This window comes from Streptomyces shinuiensis, assembly GCF_043660855.1.
Lineage (GTDB): Bacteria > Actinomycetota > Actinomycetes > Streptomycetales > Streptomycetaceae > Streptomyces.
Window position 1 is genome coordinate 1,433,866 of sequence record NZ_JBIHML010000001.1, and the last position, 23,369, is coordinate 1,457,234.

A 23,369-nucleotide genomic window follows, 5' to 3' on the forward strand; every position below is an offset into this window, starting at 1 on the left:
GGCCTGCGAGGGCGGACCCGGGCCCACCGGTTCCGCCGACTCCGCCGGCAGGAACCCCCGGGCAGGAGCGGTTAGGCTCCCCTGTGTGAGTACCTGTTCGACCGCCTCCCGGGCGCTGGCCGAACCGCCGGCCGCCACCGCCGCGACCGCCCGGACATGGCTGCTGGTCGAGCAGCCCGGGCCGTGGGGGGCCAGAGCCCTCACCGACAGCCGTCTCGATCCGGTGCTCGGCCGCGCGCTGGAACGGGCCGCCGACGGCACCGGTGTACGGGTCGCGCTGATCCGCCGCCCCGGCCGCCACCCGGACAGCCACGGGCCCGCCCTCCGCCGTGTCTACCTCGCCCACACCCTCCCCGGCCGGTCCTGGGTGCGTACCGCCCTGCTCACCGGCCCGGACGAGCTGTACGGCCTCGACGCGGCCGCCATGGCCTCGCTCGGCGCGGGCGACCACGACGGGCTGTGGGAGCCGTACGGCGGTGATCCCCTGGCCCTGGTGTGCACCAACGGCAGGCGCGACCGCTGCTGCGCCGTCCTGGGCCGCCCGCTGGCCGCCGAGCTGGCGGCCTCCGAGGCATGCGAGGTGTGGGAGACCACCCACATCGGCGGCCACCGCTTCGCCCCCACCCTGCTGGTCCTGCCGTACGGCTACGTGTACGGCAGGCTGGGAGGCCACGCCGTCAAGGGCGTGCTGGACGAACTGCGGCGCGGCCGGATCGCCACCGGCGGATGCCGGGGCCGGTCGGCCTGGGAGCGGCCGGGCCAGGCCGCCGATCTGGCGGTCCGCGAGCTGACGGGCGAGGCGGGCGCCGACGCCCTGGCGGTCACCGGGACCGCGGGCGCCGCCCCGCGGTGGAGCGTCACGGTGGCCCACACCGACGGCCGCTCCTGGCGTGTCACGGTCACCGAGGACACCGACGTCCCGCCCGTGGCCGCGAGCTGCGGTGCCGTTCCCGCCGTGCAGCCCCGCGTGACGGCCGTGGGCGTGACCCCGCTCTGACCGGACCGCGCCCGCCCCGGAGACCGGGGCGGGCGCGGTCCGGTGGTGTGCCGGTCAGCGGGTCGGGCATCCCCTCTCCGTGGTCGCCGGGCCCGCCGCACAGGCCGGTCCACAGGCGCACCGGCACGGCTCGGGGGCCTTCCCGCGCCCGCCACGGTGCGGTCGCGTGTGCCGGGCGTACGCCCGGCACACCAGACAGACGGCGGCGAACTGCGCGAACCCGGCGGCCGTGCCCACCGTGACGGGTCCGCCACCCAGTGTCCGGACCGTCACGGCGGGCACGGCGGTGGCCGCGACCAGGTATGCCAGGTGGCAGGCGAGGAGGGCTGCGACGGCGGACAGGACGAGGCGGCGGTGACGGCGTGTTCCGCGGAAGGCGGCTTCGTGGGGGCGGGCGAGGCGGGCGGCGGGGGCCGCTGCCGCGCCGGGAGCGGCCCACCGGGGAAAGCGCGCCGCGGTGGCGCCGCGCTCCTCACCCCAGCCGGAGGCGAGGGTGTCGTACCAGGGGTCTTCGATCCGCATGTCCCAGGATGGGCAGGACCCCGGACCCGATGAAGGAGCAATCCGGACCCTTCACCCTTTCAGGGGTGGATTCGCCGAACCGGCCCCACTGCTCCGGCGGGCCGGGTCACCGGAGGTCGCGCCGGGGCCCGGGCCCGGAAGAACCGTGCCTCCGCCTCCGGACGGGCCGGAGGCGGAGGCACGGTGAAGGGCGTGGAGCGGCGTGGGTCAGACGTCGATCCGGGAGCGGTCCAGCGTGGCCGCGGAAGTGGTGATGAACTCCTTGCGCGGCGCGACCTCGTTGCCCATCAGCAGGTCGAAGGTCTTCTCGGCGGCCTCCAGGTCGCTGATGTTGATGCGCCGCAGGGTTCGGTGGCGCGGGTCCATCGTCGTCTCCGCGAGCTGGTCGGCGTCCATCTCGCCCAGGCCCTTGTAACGCTGGATGGAGTCCTTGAAGCGGACCCCCTTGCTCTGCAGCTCCAGCAGGGTCTGGCGCAGCTCGTTGTCGGAGTAGGTGTAGATGTACTTCGCCCGGCCCCGCCGGGGGTTGATCAGCTCGACCCGGTGCAGCGGCGGGACCGCCGAGAAGACCCGGCCCTGCTCGACCATCGGCCTCATGTAGCGCTGGAAGAGCGTCAGCAGCAGGCAGCGGATGTGCGCGCCGTCGACATCGGCGTCGGCCAGGAAGATGACCTTGCCGTAGCGGGCCTGGTCGATGTCGAACGTCCGGCCGGAGCCCGCCCCTATGACCTGGATGATCGCGCCGCACTCGACGTTCTTCAGCATGTCGGAGACGGACGACTTCTGGACGTTGAGGATCTTGCCCCGGATCGGCAGCAGCGCCTGGAACTCGGAGTTCCGGGCGAGTTTGGCGGTGCCGAGCGCCGAGTCGCCCTCGACGATGAACAGCTCACTGCGCTCGACGTCGTCGCTGCGGCAGTCGGCGAGCTTGGCCGGCAGGGCGGAGGACTCCAGCGCGGTCTTGCGGCGCTGGGCCTCCTTGTGCTGGCGGGCGGCGATGCGGGTGCGGGCCGCGGCCACGGCCTTCTCCAGCACCGAGCGGGCCTGCTGCCTGGCGTCGCGCTTGGTGGATGTCAGGAACGCCTTGAGCTCCTTGGAGACCACCTGGGCGACGATCCGGGAGGCGGCCGAGGTTCCCAGCACCTCCTTGGTCTGGCCCTCGAACTGCGGCTCGGCCAGCCGCACGGTGACGACCGCCGTCATGCCCTCCAGTGCGTCGTCCTTGACGACGTCGTCCTCGGCGACGCGCAGCAGCTTGGCGGAGCGCAGCACCTCGTTCACCGTGCGGGTGACCGCGCGCTCGAAGCCGGCGACGTGGGTGCCGCCCTTGGGGGTGGCGATGATGTTGACGAACGACCTGACCGTGGAGTCGTACCCCGTCCCCCAGCGCAGCGCTACGTCCACGCCCAGCTCACGGGTGACCTCGGTGGGGATCATGTGGCCGCGCTCGTCCAGGACGGGGACGGTCTCCTTGAAGGTGCCCTGCCCCGTCAGGCGCAGCACGTCGCACAGCGGCCGGTCCGGGGCGAGGTACTCGCAGAACTCGCTGATGCCGCCGTCGTAGTGGAAGACCTCCTCCGCGGGCGGTGCGCCTTCGAGCCCGCGGTCGTCACGGACGACGATCGTCAGGCCGGGCACCAGGAAGGCGGTCTGGCGGGCACGTGCGTGCAGGTTCTCCAGGGAGAGCCGGGCGTCCTTGAGGAAGATCTGGCGGTCTGCCCAGTACCGCACCCGGGTGCCGGTGCGGGTCCTGGGGATCTTCTTGCTCTTGCGCAGGCCGCTCGTCGGGTCGAAGGGGGCGTCCGGACCGGACTCGGTGAAGATGCCCGGGACACCGCGCCGGAAGCTGACGGAGTGCGTGCGGCCGTCGCGGTCGACCTCGACGTCGAGGCGGGCGGACAGGGCGTTGACGACGGACGCGCCGACGCCGTGCAGACCGCCGGAGGCCGCGTACGACCCGCCTCCGAACTTTCCGCCGGCGTGCAGCTTGGTCATCACGACCTCGACACCCGACAGTCCCGTCTTGGGCTCGACGTCGACGGGGATGCCGCGGCCGTTGTCCCGTACCTCGACGGAGCCGTCCTCTCGGAGGATCACCTCGATGTGGTCGCAGTGCCCTCCGAGGGCCTCGTCGACCGAGTTGTCGATGATCTCCCAGAGGCAGTGCATGAGACCGCGGCTGTCGGTGGAGCCGATGTACATGCCGGGTCGCTTGCGCACCGCCTCCAGCCCTTCGAGGACGAGCAGGTGCCGCGCGGTGTAGTTGGAACCGTCACGGTCCGCGCCCGTGAGCAGGGCGGTGGACGGCATGGGGTTTCCCCTGCCGGAGGCCAGGGGAGTCTCGGCGGTCACGCGGTTCGCTCCTCGCTGAATTTCGCTGGGGATGGCTGTCTTGCGGGTCAGAGGGTACCGAGGCCATGGAGAGCCAAGGTGAAGCCACCCAGGAGAAGGCCCATGCTAAACCAGTGTCGACCAAACGTTCGATAACTCGTCCGGGTGACGTGTACATCACGTTCCCTTCCGGGCATGAACCATCTAGGCTCCGGGCACGTCCTCTGGAACGACACCGGCGAGACCGGCACCGGAGGAGACAACCGAACACACAACACGAAGACGACAAAGATCAACACATCTCTGTAATCGGCTCATTCGCCGCCAACCGGCAACATGTCAGCCACCTCACACAGAGATTTTCGAGGAAAAGCCACGAGCGGGAACGTTTTCGGCCTGGTTGGATGTTGACCCTGGTACGACAGCTCGTCGAGCTAGAGAAGAGGCGACGTGACTACTGTTCTGACCCCCGCGAGCCCGCTGACGGCCGCTGATCGCTGCGACCGCTGCGGCGCCCAGGCATACCTGCGTGTTGTGCTCGTCAGCGGTGGAGAGCTGCTGTTCTGCGCCCACCACGGCCGCAAGTTCGAGCCGGAACTCAAGAAGATCGCTGCGGAGATACAGGACGAGACCGAACGGCTCAACGCCACCCCCGCGACGGCGGGTGACGGCGAGCACTGACCTGCCGGCCGGCGGCAAACGCGTCCCCATCCGACGAGCTCGGACCGGCCCAGGGCCGGACGCCACGGGCGGTCGTCCCCTCGCGGGGTGGCCGCCCGTTTGCCGTACCCGGGCACAGGTGGGCACGGTGGAGGGCGGCAGGCCCGGAAGGGCGCGGAGACTCCCGCACGCCGGGAAACGGGCACCTGGGTCCTCCCTGAGCGTACGATCGCCCCCGCCTCACCCCAGGGTGGGCCATGCGGGCGATTTCCGCATCCGGGGAACCGCCACACCCGCGCGCCGCACGTGTCGGAGGGCCGGAACCCCGCCGGCGGGGTTCCGGCCCTCCGACACGTGCGGCCGGACCTGGTGGACGGATCAGTCGAGGTAGTCCCGCAGGACCTGCGAACGGGAGGGGTGGCGCAGCTTCGACATCGTCTTGGACTCGATCTGGCGGATTCGCTCGCGGGTCACGCCGTAGACCTTGCCGATCTCGTCCAGCGTCTTGGGCTGGCCGTCGGTGAGGCCGAAGCGCATCGAGACCACGCCGGCCTCGCGCTCGCTGAGCGTGTCGAGCACGGAGTGGAGCTGCTCCTGCAGGAGCGTGAAGCTGACCGCGTCGGCCGGGACGACCGCCTCGGAGTCCTCGATGAGGTCACCGAACTCGCTGTCGCCGTCCTCGCCCAGCGGGGTGTGCAGGGAGATCGGCTCGCGACCGTACTTCTGGACCTCGACGACCTTCTCCGGGGTCATGTCGAGCTCCTTGGCCAGCTCCTCCGGAGTGGGCTCGCGGCCCAGGTCCTGGAGCATCTGGCGCTGGACGCGCGCGAGCTTGTTGATCACCTCGACCATGTGCACCGGGATGCGGATGGTGCGGGCCTGGTCGGCCATGGCCCGGGTGATGGCCTGACGGATCCACCAGGTCGCGTAGGTCGAGAACTTGTAGCCCTTGGTGTAGTCGAACTTCTCGACCGCGCGGATCAGGCCCAGATTGCCCTCCTGGATCAGGTCCAGGAAGAGCATGCCCCGGCCGGTGTAGCGTTTGGCCAGCGAGACCACCAGACGGAGGTTGGCCTCCAGGAGATGGTTCTTGGCCCGGCGGCCGTCCTCGGCGATGATCTCCAGCTCGCGCTTGAGCTTGGGAGCGATCTTGTCGCTGTTGGCGAGCTTGTCCTCGGCGAAGAGACCGGCCTCGATGCGCTTGGCCAGCTCGACCTCCTGCTCGGCGTTGAGCAGAGGGACCTTGCCGATCTGCTTGAGGTAGTCCTTGACCGGGTCGGCGGTGGCGCCCGCGGCGGCGACCTGCTGGGCGGGTGCGTCGTCCTCGTCCTCGTCGGACAGGACGAAGCCCTCGTTCTCGTTCTTGGGCTCCACCGGGGGGTCCTCGGCGACCTTGCCACCCTTGACCGGGGGCTCGTCGATGACCTCCTCGTCGCCCTCGAGCAGCTCGTCGACGTCCGTCTTCTTGGCCGCGGTCTTCTTCGCCGCGGCCTTCTTGGCGGGCGCCTTCCTGGCCGCGGTCTTCTTCGCCGCGGCCTTCTTCGCCGGCACCTTCCTGGCCGGCTTCGGCGCGGCCTCCTCGGCGGCCCCCTCCGCGTCCTCGGCGGGGTCCTCCGGAGCGGCCTTCCTGGCAACGGTCTTCTTGGCGGCGACCGCCTTGGTCGCGGTGCGCTTGGCCGGGGCCTTCGCTGCGACGCTCTTCCGGGTGCGCTTGGGGGCCTCCGCGGCACTCACCATCAGCGTCACACCCTCCTCATCGAGGATCTGGTTGAGACTGCGCAGGACGTTCTTCCACTGGGTCGGCGGAATCTGGTCGGCCTCGAAGGCCCGACGCACATCGTCGCCGGCGATCTGCCCCTCGGCCTTTCCCCGCTCAATGAGCGCCATCACAGACGCGGACTCGGCGATCTCCGCAGGGAGCGTACGGGATGTGCTGGCCGACACGAACAACCTCTCGGAACGATGGAAACGGCTTCGGCCCCGCCCACTGGGGGCTCCGGGACCTGCAAGCCCCGGCGGGGATGACCGGCGGCTCGGGCGGAGCGACGGAGGAACTACAGCGCCGGATGCGGCGTCCGTATTCCCCCGGTAGCTGCCACCTCTTGAGTCATCGTGCTGCCACGCGAAGCGTTACGCCCAACCAGAGTGTCCCGGGTCACACGACATAGGAGAACAGAAATACCCATACAGCGACTTATAACCGGACCACGGCCCAGGACGGCAGATGCCGCGGGTACGGGCGGACCGGCCGGAAGGACGTCGCCGGATCCCGCCGGGCGGGATCCGGCGACACCGTGCGGGCGCGGCCGGTGCCGGACGTCAGTGTTCGCGGGGCGCCGGCACCACATGGTCGGCGGCTCCGCCCCCGGCCGGAGCCGCCGAAGAGGCCTGGGCCTCGGACTGCACGGCGGGTGCGCTCGCGGCGGGAGCGACTGGAGCAGGTGCGCCGGGCGTCGCGGGGACGGCCGCCTCGGTGGAGACCGCGAGCAACTGGCGCACCGCGTTCTCCGCGGCGACCGCCTCCCCGGAGGCGACGGCTTCGGCGATCCTGCGGTGGTGCGCCAGCGACGCCTCGGTGGGGCGCTCACATCCGACGGCGGGCGCCCCGGAGACCTGGAGAGCAGCGCCGACGATGCCGGAGAGGTGCTCCAGCATCCGGTTGCCGGCGGCCTGCAGGAGCAGGGCGTGGAACTCGGCGTCGGCCCGCGAGAAGGTCAGGCTGTCGCCCTGAGCGAGTGTGTGGCCCATGATCTCGACCATGTCAGCGAGGCGCTGCTGCACCTCGTCGCGGCTGTGGTCCGCGGCGAGGCGGGCGGCCAGCGGCTCGATGGCCCAGCGCAGCTCACACAGCTCGCGACGCTGGTCGTCACGTTGTGGGCCGAAGGCACGCCACTCGATGATGTCGGGGTCGAGGAGGTTCCAGTCACTGACCGGACGGACCCGCGTCCCGACGTTGGGGCGGGCACTGACCAGGCCCTTGGCCTCAAGGACCCGGAGCGACTCACGGACGACGGTGCGCGACACCTCGAAGCGCTGGCCGATCTCCTCCGGCACGAGGGGTCGGTCTGCCCCGAGGTCTCCGGAGACGATCATCTGGCCCAGTTGCTGTACGAGTTGGCCGTGCAGTCCACGCCCCCGGTTTCCGGCGGCACGTCGTCCGGCCCGGGCCATGTCCGCCTCGCCGCCGTCCCACGCGGGAACGGTGGTGACACGGGTCGCGCCGGTCGACTCGGCATAGGCGTAACGGTCCGGCTCGCCCGGACCCGTGAGGCCGGAGTCGGCGGAGCGAGCCGAGGTCATCATGGTGTGCGCAAGGGTAGTCACGCATCCTTTGTCGGCGGTGCTCCGGACGGCCTTGAGGGCTTTGGTGAAAAGCACACGAAAGGGTGATCAGTAGCCTCCTCGCGATTGACGCCTTATCGGAAAGAAACGGTCTTCTGACCGGGAATATGCGACAGACGGCGCAAACCTGCGGCGGAGCGGTACCGCCGGAGCCCCGGATCCGCTGGTGAGAGGCGCGCCGGCTCCCCGACGGGCCGGTCAGTGGGCCAAGCACCGCCTCGGAGGAAGGCGAAGGTTTCGCTCTCTCCCCGTCAGACCTCCGGGCGCAGCATCGGTGGATTCAGCACCGTGGCGCCACCGGCCCGGAACAACTGTGCGGGCCGACCACCCTGACGGGTCGTCGTACCGCCGGTGGGTACCAGGAAGCCCGGGGTGCCGGTTACCTTGCGGTGGAAGTTCCTCGGGTCGAGTGCGACGCCCCACACCGCTTCGTAGACCCGCCGCAGTTCTCCCACGGTGAACTCCGGCGGGCAGAAGGCGGTGGCGAGCGAGGAGTACTCGATCTTCGATCGGGCCCGCTCCACTCCGTCCGCGAGGATTCTGGAATGGTCGAAGGCCAGCAGAGCGGGCTGCCCGCCACTTCGGTCCGGGCCACTCCCGGAAGGTTCCCCGGGGGGCAGCAGGGTATCCACCGGTGCCCAGCGGACGCTGTCGGCGTCGCCGCCGGCCGTGGGGGCGGGCAGATCGGGGGCCAGTACCAGGTGGGCGACGCTGACCACTCGCATCCGCGGATCACGCCCCGGATCACCATAGGTGGCGAGCTGTTCGAGATGGGCCCCGGTGTGCCGGTCGCCCGGCCCCTGAACGTGCAACCCGGTCTCCTCGGTGAGTTCGCGGGCGGCCGCGGCCCCGAGATCCTCGTCGATGCGCACGAAACCCCCGGGCAGCGCCCATCGCCCCTGGTACGGAGGTTCGCCCCGGCGTACGACCAGTGCGCACAGGGCGTGCCTTCGCACGGTGAGCACGACCAGATCGACGGTGACGGCGAAGGGGGGAAAGGCCGACGGGTCGTAGGGCATGACATGATCATAGTCGTCTGCCTGACGATAAACAGAGGCTTGCGCCGCTCCACCATCAGCCTTGGACCGCCGCGGCACCAAGACCGCGCGCGGCCCGCTGCCTCCGCAGGCACCGCCTCAGCGGTTCGGGGTCGAGCCCGCTGTTGCACGCGTCGTGGAGCAGCCGCGCGAAGACGTACCCCGGATCCAGTTCCAGTGCCCGGCCCAGCGCCACGCGCGCGCCCGGCTCGTCTCCACCGGACCAGGCGACCCAACCGGCCAGAGTGAGCGGGGCCGCGGCGTGCTCGGCGTAGGCCCCGACGCACCGCCTGGCCAGCGCACGCCACAGCCGCAGCGCGGGGACGGCGTCCTCGTCCTCCATCCACTCCGCGGCCCAGTCCCGGGTGACCCGGTCCTGGAGACCGAGAATCACGGTGGCGGCCTCCTCATGGCTCAGGATGCGGTCGTCCCGGGCGTCGGCGCCCCCCGCCCCCTCCTTCCGACCCGACGTCGGCGCGTTCCGGTAACGGTCGAGCAGCCGTCCGGCGAGCGCCAGGGTCTCGGCACGCACCGTCTTGCGGTCGGCCTCACCGAGCATCCGGGGCACCAGGGCCGCGCCCGCGGTGTCGAGGGCCCGCTCCTGTGGTCCGGCGGTCGGCGGACCCAGTGGCGCGAGCCTGGCCGTCATCTCCTTCAGGGTGCCTTCCACCCGCAGTCCGGCGTACGCGGCCGCGGCCGCGATGGCCGAGGTGCCGGGGAGGCCCAGCGGTGTGCCCTCGGCGGGGCAGCACCGGACGTCGGGGCAGCAGTAGGACCAGTAGCGGCCACCGGAGACGCACAGCGCCTCGTACACCGGCATGTCCAGCGCCCCGCAGGCGGTCCGCAGCCGCTGGGCGAGAGGCCGGAGCCGTTCCATGACGGTCCGGCCGTTCTCGCCGCCGGCCGGATCCTGGCACAGGAAGACGAGCGCCGCGTCGGGGCGATCGCCGCGCGGGACGCCGCTGCCGCGCAGACAGTCGGCGAGCTGTTCGGCCAGCTCGGGCCATCCCACCTCTTCAGCGGGAATGCCCACGCGGAGCCGGCCGCCGAAGCGGCCGCTCGGGCCGTGGAGACCGACCAGGACGACGGAGTCGTCGGGGTGGTAGCCGAGCAGGTAGGGAAGGGAATCGATCAGCTCGGCCGGGCCGCGCAGGGTGACCTGGGCGGTGGCGGACGGCTGCGGGGTGGATCCGCTGTGCTGTGTCATGCCCCGACAGTGACGCGGACGGACGGGGCGACGTGCGGCTCCGTCCACAGGCAGCCCGGATAGGCAGATTTATCGATGTTCCGGTGATCGAATCGACTGTATGGACGCCAGGTTGTCCACAGGCGGTTCGCGCAGTGTCGGTGTCATCGGGTTGCATGGACGCATGAGCGAGGAGAATCTGCGTGCCGCGGCCGACGCCGTACTGGCCCGTCTCGTCGGTGACACCACCGGTACGGCGAGGCTGCGCACCGACCAGTGGCGGGCCGTCGAGGCTCTGGTGGTGGAGCGCCGGCGGACCTTGGTGGTGCAGCGAACGGGCTGGGGCAAGTCGGCGGTGTACTTCGTGGCGACCGCGCTGCTGCGCGAGCGCGGCGAGGGACCGACGGTGATCGTCTCCCCTCTCCTGGCACTGATGCGCAACCAGGTCGAGGCCGCGGAACGAGCGGGCGTCCGCGCCCGGACGATCAACTCCGCGAACACCGAGGAGTGGGACACGGTCCACGCCGAGGTGGCCGCGGGCGATGTCGATGTGCTGCTCGTCAGTCCGGAGCGCCTGAACAACCCCGACTTCCGCGATCAGGTCCTGCCGAAGCTGGCCGCCACGACCGGACTGCTGGTGGTCGACGAGGCGCACTGCATCTCCGACTGGGGCCACGACTTCCGGCCCGACTACCGGCGGCTACGGACGATGCTCGCCGAGCTGCCCCCGGGCGTCCCGGTGCTGGCCACCACCGCGACGGCCAACGCCCGGGTGACGGCCGATGTGGCCGAGCAACTGGGCACCGGCGGAACGGGGACGGACGCGCTGGTGCTGCGCGGCCCGCTGGACCGGGAGAGCCTCAGCCTGGGGGTGCTGCGCCTGCCGGACGCGGCACACCGGCTGGCCTGGCTCGACGGCCACCTCCACAAGCTGCCGGGCTCCGGCATCGTCTACACGCTGACGGTCTCGGCAGCCGAGGAGGTGGCGGCGTTCCTGCGGCAGCGGGGGCACACCGTCGCCTCATACACGGGGCGGACGGAGAACGCCGACCGGGAGGCGGCCGAGGCGGACCTGCTGGGCAACAGGGTCAAGGCACTGGTGGCCACCTCCGCGCTGGGCATGGGCTTCGACAAGCCGGATCTGGGCTTCGTCGTCCATCTCGGCTCCCCCTCCTCTCCCATCGCCTACTACCAGCAGGTGGGCCGGGCCGGGCGCGGGGTGGAGCACGCCGAGGTGCTGCTGCTGCCCGGCCCGGAGGACGAGGCGATCTGGCGGTACTTCGCGTCCCTGGCCTTTCCTCCCGAGGAGCAGGTGCGCCGCACCCTGGACGTGCTGGCTTCGGCCGACCGGCCGCTGTCGCTGCCTGCTCTGGAACCGCTGGTGGAACTGCGCCGCTCGCGGCTGGAGATGATGCTCAAGGTGCTCGACGTGGACGGGGCGGTGCGGCGGGTGCGCGGCGGCTGGGTCTCCACGGGCGAGCCCTGGTCCTACGACACCGAGCGGTATGCCTGGGTGGCACGGCAGCGGGAGGCCGAGCAGCGCGCGATGAAGGAGTACGCCGCCACCTCCGGGTGCCGGATGGAGTTCCTGCGGCGGCAGTTGGACGACGCGGAGGCGGCGCCCTGCGGGCGGTGCGACAACTGCGCGGGCCCGCGGCTCGGCACCGATGTCGATCCGGCGGCGCTGGAGGCCGCCCGGGGGGAACTGGGACGCCCCGGTGTGGAGGTGGAGCCCCGCAGGATGTGGCCGACGGGGCTTCCCGCGATCGGGCTGGATCTCAAGGGCCGCGTCCCTCCGGGTGAACAGGCGGCTTCCGGCAGGGCGCTGGGCCGACTGTCCGACATCGGATGGGGCAACCGGCTGCGCCCGTTGCTGGAGCCGACCTCGCCGGACGGGCCGGTGCCCGATGACGTGGCCGGTGCTGTGGTCTCCGTACTCGCCGACTGGGCGCGGGGGCCGGGCGGCTGGGCCTCAGGGGAGGAAGGCTCGCCGGCCCGCCCGGCGGGGGTGGTGACGATCGACTCGCGGACCCGGCCGCGGCTGATCAGGTCTCTCGGGGAGCGGATCGCGGCGGTCGGCCGGATACCGCTGCTGGGCACCGTGGAATACGCCGACAGCGCGTCGGACACCCGCATACCGCGCAGCAACAGCGCGCAGCGGCTGCGTGCCCTGCACGGTGCGCTGACCGTGCCCGAGCCGCTGGCGGAGGCGGTCGCGGCGGCCGACGGCCCGGTACTGCTGGTGGACGACGTCACGGAGACCGGCTGGACCCTGGCGGTGGCCGCGCGGCTGCTGCGCCGGGCCGGGGCCCAGGGGGTGATGCCGCTGGTGCTGGCCGTGCGGGGTTGAGTCGCGGCCCGACGCGTTGCGGAAGACTCCGGCGTGACCAGGGCGACCCGGTGTTCCATTGCCGCAACCGTGTTCACCCGTGAGAATTGGTGCGGTGCCACGGAGGGAGGACCATGACCGTCGGCTTCGTCTCACCGCCGCCCGCCGGGCCCCCGTCCCACACCGGACGCGTTCTCGAACCCGCCGAGTGGGCCGCCGCCGGGATCCCTCTGCCGCGCAGCCCGCGTGAACTGGTCGCCGGGCTGCACACCCGCCACCGGCCCGGACCGTCCACCTCCGTCGTCGCGGTGCTCGGCCCGGACGAACGGATCATCGCCAGCGCGTCGTTCTCCCGGGCCAACTCCACTCCGGACGGCTGGGAGTGCCGCAACGTCCTGCTGTCCCAGCTGCGCAGGGTCGTCCCGCACGACCTGCGCCGCCGCAGGCCCTCGCGGACCGCCGTCCTGCTGTGCTGCCGGGAGGACGGCCCGGGTTGGAGGGACGAGGACGGCGCTTGGATGTGGGGGCTGCGCGACGCCTGCACACTGCACGGCCTGCGGTGCGGGGCGTACATCACGCTGACCCGTACCGGCTGGCGGGTGCTCGGCGAGGACCGCGGCGGACGACAGCCGTACGTCGGCGGCCCCGCCGTCTGGGACACACGGCCGGGAGGCGGGGGCCCGGGAGACGAGGTTCCGGAGAAAGCCGGCCCCGGTAAGAGGAGCCCCGGGAAAAAGAACCCGGGGCTCTCCGGGACACGGCGGAGTACGACGGCCCGCTGACCCGCCGGGCGGCGGGCCGGAGCGCCGATTCAGAGCAGGGTGCGCAGCCGGCCCGGATCGCCGCAGACGATCAGCCGCGACCCCGTCCTGGCAAGGGCGGCGGGCAGCGCCCGGGCAGCCTGCTCGTCCGTCCCGCCGTTGACCGCGAGCACGACGACCGGGCGGCCGGTGGCGCGTTCCGCGGCCGACGCGTGGGCGTAGAAGACATCGTCGCCCTCGGCCTGTTGGCTCCAGTAGGCGTCCTCCCCGAAGGTGAGCTCGTGCTGCGCCCAGGGGTGCTGCTCACCGGTGGTGAACACCAGGACGTCGGCGGGCGAGCGACCCTCGTCGAGCAGCCCGTCAACGGTCTCGTCCGCGACCTCGACCGCAGTGGCGTCGGTGGCCTCGACGAGCTGGATCTGCGGCGCGACCTTCCCCTGAGCCGCCTTCGCGTCCGCCGTCTCCGCCTCGGGGCGCAAGGGCCCGGCGTTGCGCGTCGGCACCGGCCTGCCGGGAGCGGGACGGCTGCGGTCGGCACGCTGCGGCGTCGGCCGGGGGCCGGGGACGGGTGCGGGGGGACGGGGAACCTGTGGGGCCCGGGCGGTGCCCGTCATGTTGCGGGGGCCGGGGACATTCGGGTGGATCTTGGGCTCCTCGGAGCTGTGCGGCATGGGATGTTGTCTATCAAACGCCGGCGCGGGACGCGCCGGCGGGTTCGGAAAAAGATTCGGTTTCGGCTCAGAAGAGGCCGATCTGCTCGGTCCGCTCGGCACGCTCCCGTTTCAGGTGCCGCCAGCGCGGCAGTGCGTCCAGGTACGACCACGACAGCCGGTGGTGGGGCGTGGGCCCCAGTTCCTCGAGGGCGGCACGGTGGACGGGCGAGGGATAGCCGACGTTGCGGTCGAAGCCGAACTCGGCGTGATCGACGCCCAGTTCGGCCATACGGGCGTCCCGGTGCACCTTGGCGATCACAGATGCCGCGGCGACCGGGACACACGACTGGTCCCCCTTGATCACCGTGCGGACCCGCCAGGGCGCCCCCAGGTAGTCATGCCTGCCGTCGAGGATCACCGCGTCGGGGCGGACCGGCAGCGCCTCCAGCGCACGCACGGCGGCGAGCCTCAGCGCGGCCGTCATGCCCAGTTCGTCGATCTCCTCCGGAGAGGAATGCCCGAGCGCGTGGGCGGTGACCCAGCCGGTGAGTATCCCGGCGAGTTCGGTGCGGCGGGCGGGTCCGATGAGCTTGGAGTCCGTCAGCCCGTCGGGCGGCCTGCGCAGCCCGGTGATCGCCGCGCAGACGGTGACGGGCCCCGCCCAGGCTCCCCGGCCGACCTCGTCGACTCCTGCGACGACCTTCGCTCCCGTGGTGGCCCGCAGGGAACGTTCGACGCGGTGGGTGGGAGGCTCGTACGGCATGGCGTCAGCCAGGGTACGCCCCGCCGCCCGGCGGACGCCCCCCGGGGGGCCGGGAGGCCGCCCCCTCTCCGTCGCGGTCCGGCACGATTCAGCGGGACTCGAGCCTCCGCCCTTCCCGGTCCGGCCAACCACGGGGGCTCGATCCGATCGGCGGGGCGGTCGTTGAGCACGGCGCGCCCCAGCGGCCACGGGCGGATGCCGCGTCCCGCGGCCCACCCGGCGCACGCCCGGTGGTCCGGCGCACGCCCGCCGCGTTGTCAGCGTCTCACCGGAACCGGCCGGGGCGCCCGCGCACCCCGGACATCCCGTACGTCTCCCCGGACTCCCCCTCGTAGGGCCCGGCGTACGACTCGGGTGTGCACCAGCGCTCGAACGGCCGGTCCAGGTGGTAGCGCCCGTCCGTTCCCAGCTCCAGGGCCCGCATCTCCCCGTTGCCCGGGTTGGACAGCGACTCGAACTCCGCGACCGTCCAGTGCAGCCACCTCATGCAGAACAGCCGCATGGTCAGCCCGTGCGTCACCAGCAGCACGTTCGACGGATGGTCGGGGGACTCGAAACTGCGCCACAGGCTCTCCAGGAAGGCCCCGACCCGGTCGTAGACGTCCGCGCCCGACTCGCCCTGTGCGAATCGGTAGAAGAAGTGCCCGTACGCGTCGCGCGCCGCCTTCTGCCGCCGTACGTCCTCGCGGTCCTGCCAGTTACCCCAGTCCTGCTCGCGCAGCCGGGGCTCCTCGCGCATCCGCACCCGCGTCGGGTCCAGACGCAGTGCGCGGAAGGTCTGGTGGGTGCGGCGGTACGGCGAGACGTAGGCCGAGATCCGCTCGTCGCCGAAGACCGCCCGCAACCGCTCCCCCGCCGCCTCGGCCTGCCGGAATCCGCGTTCGGTGAGGCTCAGGGCGTGGTCGGGCACCCGCTCGTAGACCGAGTCGTCGAAGTTCCCCTCCGACTGGCCGTGCCGGACCAGGACGATGCGCCGGGGTCGTACCATGCACCCACCCTAGGCGCGCGGAGGCTCCACAGCCCAACCACAGCCCAACCACAGCCCAACCCACGGTTCGGCCACGGCTCCCTCAGCGGCACCGGCACCGGCACCGGCGTCAGACCGTCCAGGCCGGCTCGAGGTCGATCACGTCCCCGCCGACCGCCGCGACGTCCGCCCCCAGCTGGGCACGGAGGGCCAGCCGCTCGATCCGCTCCGTGCGGTACTTGCCGTGCTCCGCCGCCGAGTCCCACATCGACAGCACCAGGAACTCGTCCTCGGCCTGCGCCTGCGCGAAGACCCCCCGCAGCATCCCGGGCGACCCGGCCATCGCCGGGTTCCACACCTTCTCCTGCATCAGGGTGTAGTGCTCGATCCGCTCGCGGCGCACCCGGCAGTGGGCGACGCGCAGCAGGTCCGCGTCCGTGAACTGCGGACGGAACCCCACCTTCACATCGAAGCGGTACTCGAAGAGCCGGACCTGGGCGTCCTTGTGGGTGCCGTTCTGCGACGCCGCCAGCCGGTCGTGGGAGCGCGCCATGAACGAGTCGTAGAAGGCCCGGCTCTCCCAGAAGCCGAAGAGGTGCGCCACGCCCGGCCGGGACCGGCTCCAGCCGCCGCCCTGCGCGCGGAAACCCGGCTCGCCGAGCAGACCGGCCCACTTCCGCTGCCCCCGCTCGAAACCGCGTCGGTCGACCACCGTGCAGCGCATCCACTTGACCAGCACCGCGCCATCGTACGGCCATATCGGTGACTGATCGCACGGCTTGTCACGGGCGGAGGTCGACGGGCGTGAGGACCCCGACTCCGCGTTCGACCGTCTCCGCGGCCGCCAGGCACTGGTCCTCACGGAAGGCCCGTCCGACGATCTGCACGCCCTGCGGCAGGCCACCCCACACCCCGCCGGGCACGGCCACGGCGGGCAGCCCGGCGAAGCTGGTGACAGTGCACAGCCGCATCGCCTCGGTGACGGCCCGGTGGCCCTCCTCGTCGCGGGACTCCAGTCCGGGCTCCACCGGCGGCAGGGTGAACACCGGCCCGAGCAGCAACGGGTATTCGGCGAGGAACCCCGCCCAGGCCCGCCGTACCGCCAGCCGTACTCCGGTCAGTCGCAGGTACTCCGGCAGGTCCACCGGTGGAGTGGCCGCCATCGACATCTCGATGTAGCGGTGTCCGCCCGGGCCGAGGATCCCGCTGACCGCGGGCCAGGTCGGGACGAACTCTGTCATGATCATCCGACCGTACGCCTCCAGCGCCTCGTCGTGCGCCGGTACGTCCGGGACCTCCGTCACGGCGTACCCGGCGTCCGCCAGGCACGAGGCCGCGGTGTCCACCGCCCGCCGCACCAGGGGATGCACCCCCCGGCCGCCCGGGTCGGCGACCACCGCCACCTTCAACGGCCTCTTCGAACCCGGCTGTTCCAGCGGCACCGGAACGGCACGCGGATCGCGTGGGTCGGGGCCCGGGCCCGCCAGCGCCTCGAACGTGGTCCGCAGGTCGCCGACCGTGCGTGCCAGGGGACCGTCCACCGGGATGGTCTGTGCCGACAGCGGCGGGTCGTCCGCGCCGATGCGGTGGTCGGCGGGGAAGCGCCCCTCGGTGGGCTTGAGACCGGCCACTCCGCAGAAGGCGGCGGGAATACGCACCGATCCCCCGGAGTCGTTGCCCAGCCCCAGCGGCACCAGCCCGGCGGCCACGGCCGCTCCGTCACCACCGCTGCTGCCGCCGGGGGTGACGCGGGCGCTCCAGGGGTTGGCCGTGTCACCGAAGAGTTCACTGCGGGTGTGCATCCCGGCGAGGGCGAGGGTGGGCATGTTGGTGTGCCCGATCGGTATGGCACCGGCCGCGCGGAGCCGGGCCACCGGCGGGGCGTCGGAGGGTGACACGGCGTCCCGGAAAGACCGGCTGCCGTGGGTGGTGGGCACCCCGCCGACCGCGATGTTCTCCTTCACGGTGAACGGCACTCCGGCCAGCGGGCCCGGGTCCTCCCCGGCCGCACGGCGGCGGTCGGTTTCGGCCGCCCGGGCCCGGGCGGTGCCGGCGAGCAGTCGCGTCACCGCGTTGAGCGCGGGACCGACTGCCGCGATCCGCTCCAGATGGCTGTCGACCACCTCGAGCGCGCTCACCTCGCCCGCCCGGACGGCTCGCGCGATCGAACCGGCGTCCCACCGCCACAGGTCGTCGTCCGCTCCGCCGCCGCTGCCGTCGTTCACCGTCGGCCACCCCTCTCCAAAGGTCCCGCTTCCGCCTGCGCTCCCGTACCGATGCGATCGCATCGGAAAGATACCCTGGCGTCGATGCAAGCGCATCGGAATATCCGGAAGGCGAGGTGGGGCATGCCCCGGCACACCGACCACGACGGACGGCGCCGGCTGATCGCCGACGCCGTCTGCCGGCTCGCCGACGAGCGAGGCCTGGAGGGCGTCACCCTGCGCGACGTGGCGTCGTGCGCCGGGGTCTCCATGGGCGCCGTCCAGCGCTGCTTCCGCACCAAGGAGGAGATGCTCGTCTTCGCCCTGGCCCACGTGGGCGAACGACTCACCGGTCGCGTACGCGACCGGCCCGCCCCGCCTACGGGCCGGTCGGCACGGGCCGCACTCGGCCACACCCTGACCGAGGTCTCGCTGTCGGCCGAGGAGCACCGCGCGGAGGCCCGGGTCTGGCTCGCCTTCGTGGCACGGGCCGCCGTGAACCCCGCGCTGGCGGAGGTCGTACGCGGCGCCTACTCCGAACTGCGCGGCCTGCTGGCACGGCTGATCGACGAGGCCGCACAGCCGCCCTGCCGCCGGCCGGAGCGCGAGGCCGACGCCCTCCTCGCCCTAGCCGACGGCCTGACCGTCCACGTGCTGCTCGGACGGCTCTCCTCCGAGGCCGCGTCGGAGATCCTCGATGACCGGCTCAGCAGCCTGTGCCCGCCGGGCGCTCCTCCCGCATGACCCGGTCCACGGCGCCCGGCCCGTGGACAAACCGCCTGGTAGCAAGGAGAGTTGATGTGCTGTCATGGCGGCCGCACCGCGTCGGCCCCCGGGCCGGGGGCGGCCGCGTCCCGCAGCAGCTCAGTTCCTAGGAAGGGGAGCCTGGTGAGCAGTCCCAACAAGGGGGTGGATAAGGTCGAGGTGGCGGTCAGGTGGGACCCCAGCCCCTCCGAGTCCTCACCCCACGACCTCGACATCATCGCCGCGACCTACACCGCGGACGACCCGCACGGCGAGCCCGCGTACGTCGTGCACTTCGACAGCCGCTCGCCCGACGGCACCATCAGCCTCAGCAGGGACAGCCGGACCGGTCTGGGTCTCGGCTACGACGAGGTCATGACACTGGAGCTCGGCCGGCTGGCCTCCTCCTACGCCCGGGTGGTCGTGGGCGTGGCGGTCCAGCAGCACAGCGGACGCCGGGCGTTCGGCGACATAGCGCGCACCGGTGTGCGGATCAGGGAAGGATACGTCGAGCTGGCCGAGCACGACTTCTCCGGCGTGTCCGGGGCGACGGCCGCCACCGTCGCGGAGTTCACCCGCAACGGCACGGGCGCCTGGGAGTTCCGCGAGCACCTGCGCGGGTTCGACGCCGACCCGGAGTCCTTCACACGCCTCATGGGCGGCGCTCCCGTCTGACGCCCCGGCCGCCGCAGGAGGCACCGGACGGCGCGGAGGGCGCCGTCCGCTTCGGTCGGTGCCCTCCGGCAGTCCCGCGGTGCGGCGGCGGGGGAGCCCGCCGCCGCACCGCAGGTCAGCTGCAGCCGCTGGTGGAGCCGCAGCCCTCACACAGGTAGCAGCTGCCCGCGCGGCGCATCTTGGTGCCGCAGGAGAAGCACAGCGGCGCGTCGGCGTTGAGGCCGAGCTGCATCTCCACCAGTTCGGTGGAGCTGTGCGCCTCCTTCGGCGCCGGGACCGGAGCCTGCGGCTCGGAGGTGCTGCTCACCGCCTGGGGCGGCTCCGTCCGGCGCGGGGCCGACTGTGCCAGGCTCTCGACGTCCAGCTCGTCGTCGGCGGGCTCGTAGGAACCGGTCTCCAGGTGGCGCTGGCGCTCCTCGGCGGAGTGGATGCCGAGGGCCGAACGGGTCTCGAAGGGCAGGAAGTCCAGCGCCAGACGGCGGAAGATGTAGTCGACGATCGACTGCGCCATCCGCACGTCCGGGTCGTCGGTCATGCCGGCCGGCTCGAAGCGCATGTTGGTGAACTTCGAGACGTAGGTCTCCAGAGGCACGCCGTACTGCAGGCCCACCGAGACGGCGATCGAGAAGGCGTCCATCATGCCCGCGAGGGTCGAACCCTGCTTGGACATCTTCAGGAAGACCTCGCCCAGGCCGTCGTCCGGGTAGGAGTTGGCGGTCATGTAGCCCTCGGCGCCGCCGACGGTGAAGGAGGTGGTGATACCGGGCCGGCCCTTGGGGAGGCGCTTGCGCACCGGACGGTACTCGACGACCTTCTCGGCCTCGGGCTGTGCCTCGCTCTTCCCCTCCTTCTTCTTGGCGGAGAGCGGCTGGCCGACCTTGCAGTTGTCGCGGTAGATCGCCAGCGCCTTCAGGCCGAGCTTCCAGCCCTCGAAGTAGATCTCCTCGACCTCCTCGACGGTGGCCGACTCCGGCATGTTGACCGTCTTGGAGATCGCACCGGACAGGAACGGCTGGGCGGCGGCCATCATCCGCACGTGCCCCATCGGGGAGATGGAGCGCTCGCCCATGGCACAGTCGAAGACCTCGTAGTGCTCGGGGCGCAGCCCCGGAGCATCGATGACGTTGCCGTGCTCGGCGATGTGCTCGACGATCGCCTCGACCTGCTCGGGCTGGTAGCCGAGCCGCTTGAGCGCCTTGGGCACGGTGTTGTTGACGATCTGCATCGAGCCGCCGCCGACCAGCTTCTTGAACTTGACCAGGGCCAGGTCGGGTTCGATGCCGGTGGTGTCGCAGTCCATCATCAGGCCGATGGTGCCGGTGGGCGCCAGCACGGACGCCTGGGCGTTGCGGAATCCGTTCTTCTTGCCCAGCCGGAGCACGTCCTGCCACGCCTCGGTGGCCGCGGCCCACACCGGGGTGTCCAGGTCGTCCATGCGCTTGGCGTCGGTGTTGGCGTCGGCGTGCTGCCTCATGACGCGCTGGTGGGCGTCGGCGTTGCGGGCGTAGCCCTCGTACGGGCCGACGATCGAGGCCAGTTCGGCGGAGCGGCGGTAGGACGTGCCGGTCATCAGGGAGGTGATCGCACCGGCCAGCGCACGGCCGCCGTCGGAGTCGTAGGCGTGGCCGGTGGCCATCAGCAGGGCGCCGAGGTTGGCGTAGCCGATGCCCAGCTGGCGGAAGGCGCGGGTGGTCTCGCCGATCTTCTCGGTGGGGAAGTCGGCGAAGCAGATGGAGATGTCCATCGCGGTGATGACCAGCTCGACGATCTTCGCGAAGCGCTCGGCGTCGAAGGACTGGTTGCCGGCGTCGTCGTCGCGCAGGAATTTCATCAGGTTCAGCGAGGCCAGGTTGCACGAGGAGTTGTCCAGGTGCATGTACTCGCTGCACGGGTTGGAGGCGGTGATGCGGCCGCTCTCCGGCGAGGTGTGCCAGTGGTTGATGGTGTCGTCGTACTGGATGCCGGGATCGGCGCAGGCCCAGGCGGCCTCGGCCATCTTGCGGAACAGCGCCTTGGCGTCGACCTCCTCGATGGTCTCGCCGGTCATCCGGCCGCGCAGGCCGAACTTCGACCCGGTCTCGACGGCCTTCATGAAGGCGTCGTTGACGCGGACGGAGTTGTTGGCGTTCTGGTACTGGACGGAGGTGATGTCGTCGCCGCCCAGGTCCATGTCGAAGCCCGCGTCGCGCAGGGCGCGGATCTTCTCCTCCTCCTTGACCTTGGTCTCGATGAACGCCTCGACGTCGGGGTGGTCCACGTCCAGGACGACCATCTTGGCCGCGCGGCGGGTGGCGCCGCCGGACTTGATCGTCCCGGCGGAGGCGTCGGCACCGCGCATGAAGGAGACCGGGCCCGACGCGTTGCCGCCGGAGGAGAGCAGTTCCTTGGAGGAGCGGATGCGCGAGAGGTTCAGGCCCGCGCCGGAACCGCCCTTGAAGATCATCCCCTCTTCCTTGTACCACTCCAGGATCGACTCCATGGAGTCGTCGACGGAGAGGATGAAACAGGCGGAGACCTGCTGGGGCTGGGTGGTGCCGACGTTGAACCACACCGGGGAGTTGAACGAGAACACCTGGTGGAGCACGGCGTGGGCCAGCTCGTGCTCGAAGATCTCGGCGTCGGCGGGGGAGGCGAAGTAGCCGTGCTTCTCACCGGCGGCGCGGTAGGTCTTCACCACGCGGTCGATGAGCTGCCTGAGGCTGGTCTCGCGCTGAGGGGTGCCGACGGCGCCGCGGAAGTACTTGCTGGTGACGATGTTGACCGCGTTCACCGACCAGAAGTCGGGGAACTCCACGCCGCGCTGCTCGAAGTTGACCGAGCCGTCGCGCCAGTTGGTCATGACGACGTCCCGGCGCTCCCAGACCACCTCGTCGTACGGGTGCACCCCGGGGGTGGTGTGGATGCGCTCGATCCGCAGACCCTTGGCGGCCTTGGTCCCCTTGGACCGGGCCCCTCGTGCCGGGTCGCTCGTCGTCTCTGTCATTCCGCCTCCCTGTACAGGCATAACGCCCTGACACACCCCGCACTTCCCGGGGTGTGGTGTTCGTTTCGATGGCCGGAGCGCGACGCGCTCCGGTCCGGTCCGTGCGGGGCCGCTCAGTTCCCGGCGGCCAGTGGTGCGGACGGGGCGGCCGGGCTTTCGCCGCCCCCGCCGTCACGTCCGCCCCCGCCGTCACGTCCGTCTCCGGCATCCCCGGCTCCGCCGCGGCTTCCGGCCCCCGCGGCCGTGGCTCCGCCCGGAGCCGCGTCGCCCCCACCGGCGCGGTCGCCGGGGGCGACGCTGTCGGCGGAGGCCCGCTCCCCGCGCAGCTCGGCGATCGCGGCCTCGAAGTCCTCCAGCGAGTCGAACGCCTGGTAGACGGAGGCGAAGCGCAGATACGCCACGAGGTCCAGCTCGCGCAGCGGACCGAGTATGGCCAGCCCGACGTCGTGCGTGGACAGCTCGGCGCTCCCGGTGGCGCGTACCGCCTCCTCGACCCGCTGGCCCAGCTTGGCGAGCGCGTCCTCGGTGACCGGGCGTCCCTGGCACGCCTTGCGCACCCCGGCGATCACCTTGTCCCGGCTGAAGGGCTCGGTGACCCCGCTCCGCTTGATGACCATCAACGACGCGTTCTCCACCGTCGTGAATCGGCGGGAGCAGTGCGGACACTGGCGGCGTCGGCGGATCGCGGTGCCGTCGTCGGTGGTGCGACTGTCGACGACGCGGCTGTCGGGGTGCCGGCAGAAGGGGCAGTGCATCGCTTCCCACCCTCCTTCACCCTCGGTGGCGCAGCATGAGCGGCGCAGCAGAACAGCATTGGACACGCATTCGAGTACCCGGCGGGCGGGCCTCGGAAGCGGCCACCAGCATAGGTGATGTCCGCCGCCCTTCAGGACCGGGGGACCACAACTTCTGGGTAGCCACCGAACATCTAACCACTACATCTGGTGGCTACTCGACGAACGCACCATGCGTGTCGGAAACGCCGGAACGGCAAACGTACGAGAGGCTACCGTAGCGATCGGAGGCGATCCGCAGCCCGTACACCGCCCTCATCGATCACGTCAGCCAATCTGCGAAATTTCACTCGAACGTGTGTTTGGCGCAACCTTTCGAAAGCACATACCGTTGTCCAACCAGGGAGAACCGCTTGAGAGGGGCCGACGTGACCACAACCGCAGAGAGCGCCACCATCACCGCACGGGACCGTTCCCGGGG

Annotated in this window: 19 protein-coding genes; 6 read left to right on the forward strand and 13 right to left on the reverse strand. The window is 71.6% G+C overall.

The window, feature by feature from the left end; all coding sequences use genetic code 11:
• Nucleotides 1–85: 85 nt before the first annotated feature.
• Nucleotides 86–997: a ferredoxin family protein gene (locus ACGRHY_RS06245; protein WP_394634402.1), complete on the forward strand. Its 912-nt coding sequence runs from the start codon at nt 86–88 to the stop codon at nt 995–997.
• A 54-nt stretch (nt 998–1,051) separates the two neighbouring features.
• On the opposite strand, the gene ACGRHY_RS06250 is transcribed toward ACGRHY_RS06245, so the two are convergent.
• Entirely contained in the window at nt 1,052–1,519 is a 468-nt protein-coding gene (locus tag ACGRHY_RS06250) for a DUF485 domain-containing protein (protein WP_394634403.1), read from the reverse strand.
• A gap of 207 nt (nt 1,520–1,726) precedes the next feature.
• Nucleotides 1,727–3,829 carry a DNA gyrase/topoisomerase IV subunit B gene (locus ACGRHY_RS06255; protein ID WP_394637941.1) on the reverse strand — a complete coding sequence of 701 codons (2,103 nt, stop codon included), beginning with the start codon at nt 3,827–3,829 and terminating at the stop codon, nt 1,727–1,729.
• Between the two features lie 471 nt (nt 3,830–4,300).
• On the opposite strand from ACGRHY_RS06255, the gene ACGRHY_RS06260 reads away from it, so the two are divergent.
• On the forward strand, nt 4,301–4,531 hold the full coding sequence (locus ACGRHY_RS06260) for a DUF7455 domain-containing protein (protein WP_093662696.1): 231 nt from the start codon (nt 4,301–4,303) through the stop codon (nt 4,529–4,531).
• A gap of 357 nt (nt 4,532–4,888) precedes the next feature.
• Here ACGRHY_RS06260 and ACGRHY_RS06265 read toward each other — a convergent pair whose 3' ends face one another.
• The 4 genes from ACGRHY_RS06265 to ACGRHY_RS06280 form a co-directional block, all read right to left on the reverse strand.
• Entirely contained in the window at nt 4,889–6,454 is a 1,566-nt protein-coding gene (locus tag ACGRHY_RS06265; protein WP_394634404.1) for an RNA polymerase sigma factor, read from the reverse strand.
• A gap of 375 nt (nt 6,455–6,829) precedes the next feature.
• On the reverse strand, nt 6,830–7,888 hold the full coding sequence (locus ACGRHY_RS06270; protein WP_394634405.1) for a FadR/GntR family transcriptional regulator: 1,059 nt from the start codon (nt 7,886–7,888) through the stop codon (nt 6,830–6,832).
• A gap of 215 nt (nt 7,889–8,103) precedes the next feature.
• The gene (locus ACGRHY_RS06275; protein ID WP_394634406.1) at nt 8,104–8,871 is read right to left on the reverse strand and encodes an NUDIX hydrolase; all 768 of its coding nucleotides are present in this window, start codon (nt 8,869–8,871) and stop codon (nt 8,104–8,106) included.
• Between the two features lie 55 nt (nt 8,872–8,926).
• Nucleotides 8,927–10,096 carry a DUF4192 domain-containing protein gene (locus ACGRHY_RS06280; protein WP_394634407.1) on the reverse strand — a complete coding sequence of 390 codons (1,170 nt, stop codon included), beginning with the start codon at nt 10,094–10,096 and terminating at the stop codon, nt 8,927–8,929.
• A gap of 163 nt (nt 10,097–10,259) precedes the next feature.
• Between ACGRHY_RS06280 and ACGRHY_RS06285 the strand changes: the two genes are divergently transcribed.
• Entirely contained in the window at nt 10,260–12,425 is a 2,166-nt protein-coding gene (locus ACGRHY_RS06285) for a RecQ family ATP-dependent DNA helicase (RefSeq protein ID WP_394634408.1), read from the forward strand.
• Nucleotides 12,426–12,538: 113 nt separating this feature from the next.
• On the forward strand, nt 12,539–13,186 hold the full coding sequence (locus tag ACGRHY_RS06290; protein ID WP_394634409.1) for a hypothetical protein: 648 nt from the start codon (nt 12,539–12,541) through the stop codon (nt 13,184–13,186).
• Between the two features lie 29 nt (nt 13,187–13,215).
• Here the strand turns inward: ACGRHY_RS06290 and ACGRHY_RS06295 are convergent, their stop codons facing one another.
• The 5 genes from ACGRHY_RS06295 to ACGRHY_RS06315 all read right to left on the reverse strand — a co-directional run bounded on the left by ACGRHY_RS06295 (nt 13,216) and on the right by ACGRHY_RS06315 (nt 17,773).
• Nucleotides 13,216–13,836, reverse strand: coding sequence for a hypothetical protein (locus tag ACGRHY_RS06295; RefSeq protein ID WP_394634410.1), 621 nt, complete (start codon nt 13,834–13,836; stop codon nt 13,216–13,218).
• A gap of 67 nt (nt 13,837–13,903) precedes the next feature.
• The gene (gene rnhB, locus ACGRHY_RS06300; RefSeq protein ID WP_394634411.1) at nt 13,904–14,581 is read right to left on the reverse strand and encodes a ribonuclease HII; all 678 of its coding nucleotides are present in this window, start codon (nt 14,579–14,581) and stop codon (nt 13,904–13,906) included.
• Between the two features lie 265 nt (nt 14,582–14,846).
• Entirely contained in the window at nt 14,847–15,569 is a 723-nt protein-coding gene (locus tag ACGRHY_RS06305) for a histidine phosphatase family protein (RefSeq protein WP_394634412.1), read from the reverse strand.
• Nucleotides 15,570–15,678: 109 nt separating this feature from the next.
• Nucleotides 15,679–16,287 (reverse strand): YdbC family protein, encoded by a 609-nt coding sequence (locus tag ACGRHY_RS06310; RefSeq protein WP_394634413.1) that lies wholly within the window; start codon nt 16,285–16,287, stop codon nt 15,679–15,681.
• Nucleotides 16,288–16,330: 43 nt separating this feature from the next.
• On the reverse strand, nt 16,331–17,773 hold the full coding sequence (locus ACGRHY_RS06315) for an amidase (protein ID WP_394634414.1): 1,443 nt from the start codon (nt 17,771–17,773) through the stop codon (nt 16,331–16,333).
• Nucleotides 17,774–17,896: 123 nt separating this feature from the next.
• Between ACGRHY_RS06315 and ACGRHY_RS06320 the strand changes: the two genes are divergently transcribed.
• Together ACGRHY_RS06320 and ACGRHY_RS06325 are read left to right on the forward strand one after the other, a co-directional pair.
• Nucleotides 17,897–18,496: a TetR/AcrR family transcriptional regulator gene (locus tag ACGRHY_RS06320; RefSeq protein ID WP_394634415.1), complete on the forward strand. Its 600-nt coding sequence runs from the start codon at nt 17,897–17,899 to the stop codon at nt 18,494–18,496.
• A 144-nt stretch (nt 18,497–18,640) separates the two neighbouring features.
• Complete coding sequence (locus ACGRHY_RS06325) at nt 18,641–19,171, forward strand: TerD family protein (protein WP_394634416.1); 531 nt, start codon at nt 18,641–18,643, stop codon at nt 19,169–19,171.
• 115 nt (nt 19,172–19,286) lie between these two features.
• On the opposite strand, the gene ACGRHY_RS06330 is transcribed toward ACGRHY_RS06325, so the two are convergent.
• Together ACGRHY_RS06330 and nrdR are read right to left on the reverse strand one after the other, a co-directional pair.
• Nucleotides 19,287–22,154 (reverse strand): vitamin B12-dependent ribonucleotide reductase, encoded by a 2,868-nt coding sequence (locus ACGRHY_RS06330; protein ID WP_394634417.1) that lies wholly within the window; start codon nt 22,152–22,154, stop codon nt 19,287–19,289.
• A 113-nt stretch (nt 22,155–22,267) separates the two neighbouring features.
• Nucleotides 22,268–22,909 carry a transcriptional regulator NrdR gene (nrdR, locus tag ACGRHY_RS06335; RefSeq protein WP_394634418.1) on the reverse strand — a complete coding sequence of 214 codons (642 nt, stop codon included), beginning with the start codon at nt 22,907–22,909 and terminating at the stop codon, nt 22,268–22,270.
• Between the last annotated feature and the right edge of the window lie 460 nt (nt 22,910–23,369).

Excerpts from the sequence above, each read along its gene's own strand:
- ACGRHY_RS06250 (WP_394634403.1), bottom strand. The coding sequence starts at position 1,519 with ATGCGGATCGAAGACCCCTGGTACGACACCCTCGCCTCCGGCTGGGGT.
- ACGRHY_RS06255 (WP_394637941.1), bottom strand. The coding sequence starts at position 3,829 with ATGCCGTCCACCGCCCTGCTCACGGGCGCGGACCGTGACGGTTCCAAC.
- ACGRHY_RS06275 (WP_394634406.1), bottom strand. The coding sequence starts at position 8,871 with ATGCCCTACGACCCGTCGGCCTTTCCCCCCTTCGCCGTCACCGTCGAT.
- ACGRHY_RS06280 (WP_394634407.1), bottom strand. The coding sequence starts at position 10,096 with ATGACACAGCACAGCGGATCCACCCCGCAGCCGTCCGCCACCGCCCAG.
- ACGRHY_RS06285 (WP_394634408.1), top strand. The coding sequence starts at position 10,260 with ATGAGCGAGGAGAATCTGCGTGCCGCGGCCGACGCCGTACTGGCCCGT.
- ACGRHY_RS06290 (WP_394634409.1), top strand. The coding sequence starts at position 12,539 with ATGACCGTCGGCTTCGTCTCACCGCCGCCCGCCGGGCCCCCGTCCCAC.
- ACGRHY_RS06295 (WP_394634410.1), bottom strand. The coding sequence starts at position 13,836 with ATGCCGCACAGCTCCGAGGAGCCCAAGATCCACCCGAATGTCCCCGGC.
- rnhB (WP_394634411.1), bottom strand. The coding sequence starts at position 14,581 with ATGCCGTACGAGCCTCCCACCCACCGCGTCGAACGTTCCCTGCGGGCC.
- ACGRHY_RS06305 (WP_394634412.1), bottom strand. The coding sequence starts at position 15,569 with ATGGTACGACCCCGGCGCATCGTCCTGGTCCGGCACGGCCAGTCGGAG.
- ACGRHY_RS06320 (WP_394634415.1), top strand. The coding sequence starts at position 17,897 with ATGCCCCGGCACACCGACCACGACGGACGGCGCCGGCTGATCGCCGAC.
- ACGRHY_RS06330 (WP_394634417.1), bottom strand. The coding sequence starts at position 22,154 with ATGACAGAGACGACGAGCGACCCGGCACGAGGGGCCCGGTCCAAGGGG.
- nrdR (WP_394634418.1), bottom strand. The coding sequence starts at position 22,909 with ATGCACTGCCCCTTCTGCCGGCACCCCGACAGCCGCGTCGTCGACAGT.